Annotated in this window: 6 protein-coding genes and 1 pseudogene; 4 read left to right on the top strand and 3 right to left on the bottom strand. The window is 62.8% G+C overall.

What is annotated here, in order from left to right:
* Positions 1-213 (top strand): GIY-YIG nuclease family protein (locus NKJ23_RS33960; protein ID WP_352685077.1); only part of this gene is annotated, 213 nt, incomplete at its 5' end.
* A gap of 340 nt (positions 214-553) precedes the next feature.
* Here the strand turns inward: NKJ23_RS33960 and NKJ23_RS33965 are convergent.
* Positions 554-1,060, bottom strand: coding sequence for a hypothetical protein (locus NKJ23_RS33965; RefSeq protein ID WP_352685080.1), 507 nt, complete (start codon positions 1,058-1,060; stop codon positions 554-556).
* Between the two features lie 171 nt (positions 1,061-1,231).
* Between NKJ23_RS33965 and NKJ23_RS33970 the strand changes: the two genes are divergently transcribed.
* Positions 1,232-2,113, top strand: a complete 882-nt coding sequence (locus NKJ23_RS33970; protein WP_352685082.1) for a DMT family transporter — start codon at positions 1,232-1,234, stop codon at positions 2,111-2,113.
* Between the two features lie 14 nt (positions 2,114-2,127).
* Here NKJ23_RS33970 and dnaE read toward each other — a convergent pair whose 3' ends face one another.
* Positions 2,128-5,655 (bottom strand): DNA polymerase III subunit alpha, encoded by a 3,528-nt coding sequence (gene dnaE, locus NKJ23_RS33975; RefSeq protein ID WP_352685084.1) that lies wholly within the window; start codon positions 5,653-5,655, stop codon positions 2,128-2,130.
* A gap of 193 nt (positions 5,656-5,848) precedes the next feature.
* Between dnaE and NKJ23_RS33980 the strand changes: the two genes are divergently transcribed.
* A complete protein-coding gene (locus NKJ23_RS33980) occupies positions 5,849-6,328 on the top strand; it encodes an SMI1/KNR4 family protein (RefSeq protein WP_352622657.1) in 480 nt (159 codons plus the stop codon).
* A gap of 423 nt (positions 6,329-6,751) precedes the next feature.
* On the opposite strand, the gene NKJ23_RS33985 is transcribed toward NKJ23_RS33980, so the two are convergent.
* Positions 6,752-8,764, bottom strand: coding sequence for an acetyl-CoA carboxylase biotin carboxylase subunit (locus NKJ23_RS33985; RefSeq protein WP_352685086.1), 2,013 nt, complete (start codon positions 8,762-8,764; stop codon positions 6,752-6,754).
* A 213-nt stretch (positions 8,765-8,977) separates the two neighbouring features.
* Here NKJ23_RS33985 and NKJ23_RS33990 point away from each other — a divergent pair.
* Positions 8,978-9,128 (top strand): annotated as a pseudogene (locus NKJ23_RS33990) (S-(hydroxymethyl)glutathione dehydrogenase); the annotation flags it as partial.

Here is a 9,128-nt window from a genome sequence, read left to right on the forward strand (position 1 = left end):
CGCCGCATGCCGGAGCACAAATCCGGCCAAGGTTCGCGCTTCACCGGCCGCTACGGCGTGCAGCGCCTGGTCTGGTACGAGGAACGTTTCGACATTCGTGACGCCATTCAGCGCGAGAAGTCGCTGAAGCGCTGGCCGCGGCAGTGGAAGATCGAGCTGATCGAGAAGACCAATCCAGAGTGGTTCGAGCTTTTTCGCGGAACGGGGTGGTAGTTCGGTTCTGGTCCGCAGGCGCACTGCCGCGTGGTAACGGCATGGATCCCAGGGTCTGCGCGACGGCGCTTCGCCCAAGGATGACGAAGTTGGGGAAGTTTCGGCCGATCCCGAATGTTTATGATGGTCCAACGAAACGAACGATGAAATCTTGGCTGCCGATCGGCTTCCAACCTGTCAAGATCGCTGTGCCGGGACTGACTGCTGCCCACCCCGAGCCGTCTTTCGCGTCGGTACTAAGCGTCAGATTTTCACAACCAGACCATGATCCCGAACCGAAGGTCCGCGTACGCGAAAAGTGGAAACCGGTTTTCAAAAAGATCATGATCAAACAAGAAGATCACGTGCGCTGCAGATCGATCCGGGTGGTCACCACACTCTTCCCGGTTTTCGGATCGGTATCGACGACGGTCAGCCGCATGCCGTCCTCGCCGGTTTTCTCAACCGTCATTTGCGCCTTGCGATCGCCATTGACCTCCTTGGCCCAGCGGATGCCGAGATTGATTGCATTGCCGGAGCGGCTGCCGCTCAATTGCGCCGGCCCGGTGCGCGATCCAACATAGGTGCCGGTGTATTTCGTCCCGCTGGACCTGAGGTCCGCGCTGATGGCGCGCGTCACCACGATAAGACCGCGGCAGCTGCCGTCCAGCCACAACGAGCTCGACGTTGCGTCGGAATTGAAATGACAGGAGACATTCACCGTCGGCGCATCGGTGGTCACCTTGACGATGCCTTTGCCGGCGAAATTCCCCTGGAACGTGCGAAGAAAATCCGGATCGTCGGCATGCGCTGCGCCGGCCCCGGCCGTCAGGCAGCCGGCAAGTACAAATCGTGCAAGTGATTTCATCGGACCGCTCCTCGTTGGTATCCAAAACACAGCACAAACACTGAGGGACCAACGCTTCCCTCAGCGGCGGGTTCCGGCTTCAACATCACTGTTGCAACGCTTCACGGCTGGCCCAGTCGAATGCGTCGGCTAGCGGTTGCGATGAAAGCGCCGGCTTGCGACATAGCGCCCATGGCACCCGCACCCTCGATCCCCAAGGCCGCGTTCTGGATGGCGCTGTCGATCGCCTCGTTCCTGGCGATGTCGGTGGCCGGCCGCGCCACGACGGCAGAACTCAACGTCTTCCAGGTGCTCGAGCTGCGCTCGGTGATCGGCTTTTTCATCCTGTTGCCGCTGGTCATGATGTCAGGCGGTTTTCCGGCGATGCGCACCGGGCGCCCGCTGGCCCATCTCGCCCGCAACGTCGTCCACTATACCGGCCAGGCTGCCTGGCTCTACGCCCTGACGCTGATCCCGCTTGCGGTGCTGATCTCGATCGAATTCACGACGCCGATCTGGACCGCGCTGCTGGCGGTCGCTTTCCTCGGCGAAAGGCTCTCCCGGCCACGGCTGGCGGCGATCGTGCTCGGGCTGATCGGCGTGGTGATCATCGTGCGTCCGGGCGTCGGCGCGGTCAATCCGGGGCATGTTATCGTGCTGGGAGCCGCGGTCTGCTTCGGCGTCTCGGTGGTTCTCGTCAAGTCGCTGACGCGGACGGACAGCGTCGTGCGCATCATCTTCTGGATGCTGATCATCCAGTCGCTGCTTGGCCTGGTCCCGGCGCTTTACGAATGGCAAAACCCGCCGCTTGAGCTCTGGCCGTGGATCCTGCTCATAGCCTTCACCGGCATGTCGTCGCATTTCTGCATGGCCCGCGCACTTGTCTATGCCGATGCGACGGTCATCTCGCCAATGGACTTTTTGCGCGTGCCGCTGTCGGCGGTGATCGGATGGCTGCTCTATCACGAGCAGATCGACGCCTTCACCGCCGGTGGCGCCCTGCTGATCCTCATGGGAAATCTGCTCAACCTGCAGCGGAGAGCACCGCAACCGGCGGAGATCGCCGCTTCATAAGCGTGCGCTAACTCTTAGACCAGTTCCACCTCGACCACGCCCGGCACCGCCCGCATCGCCGACGCGATCTGAGGCGATACGCGGTAGCGGTTGGGCAACTCGATCTCGACCTCGCCCTCGCCGCCTTCCTTGATGACGATGATGCTCACCTGACTGTCGCCACGCTGGCCAAGCTGCGATTGGATTGTCGATGCCGGTGCGTCATTTCTGACGAAGATGCGCAACGCTTTCTGGATACGGCTTGCCTCTTCCTCCAATGACTGCACGGTCTGGATGCGCAGATTGACGCCTTCAGGCCTGTCCTCGGCCGAAACGGTGATCACCACCGAGCGGCCGGGTTCGAGCAAGTCGCGGTATTGCGCCAGCCCCTCGGAAAACAGCACCGCTTCATACTGGCCGGACGTGTCGGAGAACTGCACGACGCCCATCTTGTTGCCGGTGCGCGTCTTGCGCTCCTGCTTGGTGGTCACCGTGCCGGCGAGCCGGCCGGCGGCAGCACCGCGTTTGACGGCGGCCGAAAACTCGCCCCAGGTCTGCACCCGCATTTTCTGCAGCGCCGCCTTGTATTCGTCGAGCGGATGCGCCGAGAGATAGAACCCGACCACCTGGAATTCACGGTGCAGGCGGTCGGCGGCGAGCCAGGGATCGGTCGCCGGCAAGTTGAGCGCCTGCGACTGTGCGCCGAGCGAGGCGCCAAAGATGTCATGCTGGCCGGTGGCGGCATTCTGCTGCGCCAGCGACGCCAGCCCCATCATCCGCTCGACGCCGGCCATCATCGCCGCGCGGTCACGACCGAAGCAGTCGAGCGCGCCGGCCATAATCAGGCTTTCGAAGACGCGCTTGCCGACGATCTTCGGATCGACCCTTTCACAGAAATCGGCGAGGCTCTTGAAGGGTTTTTCGCCGCGCGTGGCGACGATGTGCTCGACCGCCGCGTCGCCGACGCCCTTGAGCGCGGCCAGCGAATAGAAGATGCGGTTCTCGCCGACCTCGAAATCCCGGAACGACGTCATGACCGACGGCGCCACCACCTCGATGCCGAGGCGCAGCGCATCCTGGCGGAAATCGGCGAGCTTGTCCGTATTGCCCATGTCGAGCGTCATCGATGCCGCCAGGAATTCGACAGGGTAATGCGCCTTCAGATAGGCGGTCTGGTAGGAGACGACGGCATAGGCGGCGGCATGCGATTTGTTGAAGCCGTAGTCGGCAAACTTTGCCAGCAGGTCGAAGATGAAGTCGGCTTGCGGCTTGCCGACGCCGCGCTCGACCGCGCCCGAAACAAAGCGCTCGCGCTGCTTGTCCATCTCGGCGCGGATCTTCTTGCCCATGGCGCGGCGCAGCAGATCGGCTTCGCCCAGCGAATAGCCGGAGAGCTCCTGCGCGATCTGCATCACCTGTTCCTGGTAGACGATGACGCCTTGCGTCTCCTTGACGAGATGGTCGATCTTCGGGTGGATCGACGCCATCTCCTCCTCGCCGTGCTTTCTGGCGTTGTAGGTCGGTATGTTCTCCATCGGCCCCGGCCGGTAGAGCGCGACCAGCGCGATGATGTCCTCGATACAGTCGGGCCGCATGCCGATCAGCGCCTTGCGCATGCCGGCACTTTCCACCTGGAACACGCCGACCACCTCGCCGCGCGACAGCATGGCGTAGGTTTCGGGGTCGTCGAGCGGAATGTGGGCAAGATCGATCTCGATGCCGCGGCGGCGGATCAGCTTGACGGCCCTGTCCAGCACCGTCAGCGTCTTCAGGCCAAGGAAGTCGAATTTCACCAGCCCGGCCTGCTCGACATATTTCATGTTGAACTGCGTGACCGGCATGTCCGAGCGCGGATCGCGGTACATCGGCACCAGCTCCGACAGCGGCCGGTCGCCGATGACGATGCCGGCGGCGTGCGTCGAGGCGTGCCGATAAAGACCTTCCAGTTTCTGCGCCGTATCGAGCAGCGTCTGCACGATCGGCTCACGCTCCGCCTCTTCGGCAAAGCGCGGCTCGTTGGCGATGGCGTCGGCGAGCTTGACCGGATTGGCCGGGTTCGACGGCACCATCTTGCTCAGCTTGTCGACCTGCCCGTAAGGCATCTGCAGCACGCGGCCGACGTCGCGCAGCACCGCGCGCGCCTGCAGCGTGCCGAAGGTGATGATCTGGCCAACCTGGTCGCGGCCGTATTTCTGTTGGACGTAGCGGATGACTTCCTCGCGCCGGTCCTGGCAGAAGTCGATGTCGAAGTCGGGCATCGACACGCGGTCGGGATTGAGGAAGCGCTCGAACAGCAGCGAAAAACGCAGTGGGTCGATGTCGGTGATGGTCGTGGCATAGGCGACCAGCGAGCCGGCGCCCGAACCGCGGCCCGGGCCGACCGGAATCCCTTGTGCCTTGGCCCATTTGATGAAGTCGGCAACGATCAGGAAATAGCCCGGATATTTCATCTTCTCGATGACGCCGAGCTCGAAATCCAGCCTTTCGCGATATTGCTCGACGGTATAGCCGGGCGTCGGCCAGTGCGCCGCCAGCCGCGCCTCCAGCCCTTCATGCGCCTGCCTGGCAAGCTCCTGCGCCTCCGCCTTGACCGCAGCATCGGCGTCGGCGACATCGCGGCCGGCAAAGCGCGGCAGAATCGGATTGCGGGTCTTCGGGTAATACGAGCAGCGCAGCGCGATCTCGACGGTGTTGTCGATTGCTTCCGGCAGGTCGGCGAACAGCCTCGCCATATCGGCCTGGCTTCTCAGGAAGTGGTCGGGCGAAAGGCGGCGGCGATTGTCGGCCGCAACCACGGAACCTTCGGCGATGGCGATCAGGGCGTCATGCGCCTCATAGTCTTCACGAGAGAAGAAAAACGCCTCGTTGGTGGCAACCAGCGGCAGATCGTGGCGGTAGGCGAGATCGACCGACGACTGCTCGACGGCGCGGTCGTAGCCGGACACGCGCTCAAGCTCGACATAGAGCCGGTCGCCGAACAGGCTCTTGAGCGCCAGCAGCCGGGTCTCGGCGAGTTCGCGGCGATCCTGTTTCAAGGCAGTGCCGATCGGACCGCGCGGCCCGCCCGTAAGGCAGATCAGACCGTCGGAATGGCCCTGCAGCATCTCGCTCGTCAGATGCACCGCTTCGCCGGGCGGTGTCTCGAGGTAGACGCGGCTGACCAGCCTGACCAGATTGCCGTAGCCGGCCTCGGTTGCGGCGATCAGGACGACCGGCCGCATCTCCGGTCCTTGCCGCCTGCGGTCGCGCTGGCTGTCGCTCGCCTCGCCGGAAAAGGCGAGGTCGATCTGGCAGCCGATGATCGGCTGGATGCCGTCCTTTACCGCCTTCTGGGCGAATTCCAGCGCGCCGAACAGATTGTTGGTGTCGGTGACGGCGATTGCCGGGCATTCGTCCTGCACCGCATGGCCGACGATCTTGCCGAGCTGCAAGGCACCTTCGAGCAGCGAATAGGCCGAATGCACGCGCAGATGAATGAACCGACGCGCCGCCGCCTCCGCCCGCGACGCCTTTGCATAGGCCTCGCGCAGCAAGGGATCGCGTGGAAGTCTTTCATCCGCCATGGTTTTTTCGCGCCGCCTCACAAGGACTCAGTCGATGAAGATGTATTGTCCGGCACCGGGTAACACGAGTCCAGCGGTAGTGATCAGGCCGAGAACCGATAAACCGGAGTCCACCGAGATGGCTTGGGGAAAGCTGGCGTTGCCATGCGTTCCCAAGCTGCTTAGCCCTATTCCGTGTTGTAAGGTAGCGCGCATGTCACTTTCGCGATTCGTTGAGAAGTGGACCACCCCTGCATATCCCCCTTACTCAGTCTCCGAGGAGGATTTGGGTGCTGCTGAGCAGCAGCTAGGCGTCCACTTTCCCGAAGACTATCGAAAGGCAGTACTTGACGTCGGGTTGCCTCGGCCCACGATCGCGCTTTTAAACGCGATCGTCGAGCGTAAACTGGATCTGCATGACCTTGCTAACTTCTATTCTCCGAAGGAGATAGTCGAGGAAACGCTTGGCTGGCGTGAAATCGGGATGCCTGACCGGCTTGTAGCTATCGCGAGCGATTCGTTAGGAAACAAGTTCTGCTTCAATGCAAACCAGCTTGGCGGCGACAGCGCCGACATGCGGGCAATTTGGTTCTTCGATCACGACTTTGGAACCGTCGATGAGGTTGCGCCAAGTTTTCATGCCTGGATTGACGCCTTTTGCGAGGTTGAGCCGTGGCACGAGGAGCCGAGCTAAGTCCGCAGCAACCACCACGTCAGTCGAAGCCCGAAAACAAAAACCCGCCTTGGCGGGCGGGTTGGAGCCAATTAGCACCATACCCAAATTAGTAGCATAGCTGCCGGCACAAAGCAAGAACAAAATACGGCGCGACGGGGAAAAAGTGCGAATTCCTCACGGCCTCGCCTTGTTCCTCCTCAAGCGAGCGTGCCCAACCAATTGCAAGGTCGCGTTCCTTCGCGCCCCCCTCTGTCCTGCCGGACATCTCCCCCACGAGGGGGGAGATTGGCCATCATCTCGGCTTTCGCCAATTTCCAACGTTGCAGGAGCGAGCGAGGCGCCGAGGCTGCCAATCTCCCCCCTGGAGGGGGAGATGTCCGGCAGGACAGAGGGCGCTGTCCCGCCAACTTCTGACGGGCGTCGAGGGCGGGGGTTTCGGCCTCACGCGAATTCCATGATCACCGCATCGACGGCAAGGCTGTCGCCGGGCTTGGCGTTGAGCTTCGAGACGATGAGATCGCGCTCGGCGCGCAGCACGTTTTCCATCTTCATCGCCTCGACCACGGCCAGCGTCTCGCCGGCCTTGACCTCCTGCCCCTCGGCAACGGCGATCGATACGACGAGGCCGGGCATCGGGCAAAGCAGCATCTTCGAGGTATCCGGCGCGCCTTTTTCCGGCATCAGCCTTTCGAGCTCGGCGGTGCGCGGCAGCATGGCGCGGGCCGTCACCGAGATGCCTTTCCAGGCGATGCGGAACCCGTTCAGCACCGGCCTGACTTGCGCCGCGACCTTGCGGCCGCCGACCGCGCCGCGCCAGATGAGATCGCCCGGCCGCCAGTCGGAGGTCACCGTCAGTGGCTCGCCGCCGTCGATCGACAGGTCAAGCTCGATCGGAATGGAAATCATGCCTTCGACGATGGCAACCGAAAGATAATCCCGGCCGATCTTCACCACCCAATCGCGTTTCAAGGCGCCCGAATGCGGCGCCAGCCGCCCGCCCAGCCGGTCGAGCCGGTCGCGGCGCAGCAGTTCGACCGCGGTTGCGATCGCGGCCAGCACCGCGTTTTCTTCGCTGTTCGGCACAATGGGCGCGAAGCCGTCGGGATATTCCTCGGCGATGAACGCCGTCGATAGCCGCCCTTCCCGCCAGCGCGGATGCTGCATCAGCGCCGCCAGGAACGGTATGTTGTGCTCGATGCCGTCGACGACGAAACTGTCCAGCGCTTCCGACATCGCGTCTATCGCCGCCAGCCGTGTCGGCGCCCAGGTGCACAGCTTGGCGACCATCGGGTCATAGAACATCGAGATTTCCGAGCCTTCGGTAACGCCGGTATCGTTGCGGATGACGATTTCGCCGAATTTTCCCTCTTCCGGCGGCCGGTATTTCGTCAGCCTGCCGATCGACGGCAGAAAGTTGCGATACGGATCTTCGGCATAGAGGCGGCTTTCCACCGCCCAGCCGTTCAGCTTGACGTCGCTCTGCTTGATGGCGAGCTTTTCGCCGGCCGCCACGCGGATCATCTGCTCGACCAGGTCGATGACGGTGACGAGTTCCGTCACCGGATGCTCGACCTGCAGCCGCGTGTTCATTTCCAGGAAATAGAAGTTCTTGTCGCTGTCGACGATGAACTCGACCGTGCCGGCGCTCTGGTAGTCGACGGCCTTGGCCAGCGCCACCGACTGCTCGCCCATGGCTTTGCGGGTCTTGGCGTCGAGGAACGGCGACGGCGCCTCCTCCACGACCTTCTGGTTGCGGCGCTGGATCGAGCATTCGCGCTCGCCGAGATAGAGCGTGTTGCCATGCGCGTCGGCGAGCACCTGGATTTCGATATGGCGCGGATCGACGATGAATTTTTCGATGAAGACGCGGTCATCGCCGAACGAGCTTTTGGCCTCCGACCGCGCCCGGTCGAAGCCGTCGCGCACCTCTGCCTTGCTCCAGGCGATGCGCATGCCCTTGCCGCCGCCGCCGGCCGAAGCCTTGATCATCACGGGATAGCCGATTTCGCCGGCTATTCTTTCGGCATGGGCGGCGCTTTCGACGACGCCGAGCCAGCCGGGCACCGTCGACACCTTGGCCGCGTTGGCGAACTTCTTCGATTCGATCTTGTCGCCCATCGCCTTGATGGCCTTGGGCTTCGGGCCGATGAAGACGATGCCTTCCTGCTCCAGCGCTTCGCAGAAGGATGCCCGCTCGGACAGGAAACCGTAGCCGGGATGCACGGCCTCTGCTCCTGTGGCCTTGCAGGCGGCGATGATCTTTTCCGCGACCAGATAACTTTGCGCAGCCGGCGAAGGCCCGATATGCACCGCCTCGTCGGCCATTTCGACATGCACGGCGTCGCGGTCGGCGTCGGAATGGACCGCGACGGTGGCGATGCCCATCTTGCGCGCGGTCTTGATCACGCGGCAGGCGATCTCGCCACGGTTGGCGACCAGGATCTTTGTGAACATGCAGGCCTCGTCCCTCGGCTGCCCTTCTTGTACGGGCTTCCCGTTTTATGGGCTTCAGGGGGCCGGTCAAGGCAAAGTCGGAGCCTATCCCGCATGCAAATCGGCGGGCGCTGACGAAAATCCGGGGTCAGAACGTCGCTTCGTGCATAGCGCAGAGCTGAATGGTAAGTTAAATCTAACCTGGATTGCAGACTGCCTTGGGAGGATTGCCTGATGAAAACGCGCGCCGCTGTCGCCGTTGCCGCCGGAAAGCCGCTGGAGATCATGGAGGTCGACCTCGAAGGTCCCCGTGATGGCGAGGTGCTGGTCGAGATCAAGGCAACCGGCATCTGCCACACCGACGAGTTCACGCTGTCGGGCGCCG

Origin of the sequence: Mesorhizobium sp. M0184 (genome assembly GCF_040322215.1) — a bacterium.
Classification (GTDB): domain Bacteria; phylum Pseudomonadota; class Alphaproteobacteria; order Rhizobiales; family Rhizobiaceae; genus Mesorhizobium.

What these genes read in the sequence shown, in the direction of transcription:
- NKJ23_RS33980 (WP_352622657.1), top strand. Translation starts at nt 5,849, where the DNA reads ATGTCACTTTCGCGATTCGTTGAGAAGTGGACCACCCCTGCATATCCC.
- dnaE (WP_352685084.1), bottom strand. Translation starts at nt 5,655, where the DNA reads ATGGCGGATGAAAGACTTCCACGCGATCCCTTGCTGCGCGAGGCCTAT.
- NKJ23_RS33985 (WP_352685086.1), bottom strand. Translation starts at nt 8,764, where the DNA reads ATGTTCACAAAGATCCTGGTCGCCAACCGTGGCGAGATCGCCTGCCGC.
- NKJ23_RS33970 (WP_352685082.1), top strand. Translation starts at nt 1,232, where the DNA reads ATGGCACCCGCACCCTCGATCCCCAAGGCCGCGTTCTGGATGGCGCTG.
- NKJ23_RS33965 (WP_352685080.1), bottom strand. Translation starts at nt 1,060, where the DNA reads ATGAAATCACTTGCACGATTTGTACTTGCCGGCTGCCTGACGGCCGGG.